The organism is Streptomyces sp. NRRL WC-3618 (assembly GCF_001280005.1).
GTDB lineage: Bacteria > Actinomycetota > Actinomycetes > Streptomycetales > Streptomycetaceae > Streptomyces.
In genome coordinates this window covers 1-231 of record NZ_LGDW01000413.1, presented here as the reverse complement: position 1 = coordinate 231, position 231 = coordinate 1, and the positions used below count along the sequence as shown (strand labels likewise).

The 231-nt window shown below is 71.4% G+C and carries 1 protein-coding gene; it reads left to right on the top strand.

What is annotated here, in order from left to right:
* A partial coding sequence (locus tag ADL01_RS27755; protein ID WP_159049659.1) for an acyltransferase domain-containing protein occupies positions 1-231 on the top strand: 231 nt, incomplete at both ends.

Genomic DNA, 231 nt, shown 5'->3' with positions numbered 1-231 from the left:
GGTCGTGGCGCTGCGGAGCCTGGCGATTCGTGAGTTGTCGGGCAAGGGCGGGATGGTGTCCGTGCCGCTGCCGGAGCGGGAGGTGCGCGAGCTGATCACGGCGTGGGGTGAGCGCGTCTCCGTGGCGGCTGTCAACGGCCCTGCCCAGATCGTGGTCTCCGGTGAGGCCGAGGCGCTGGAGGAACTGGTCGCGCAGTGCGTCGCGAACGGCATCCGTGCGCGCACGATCCC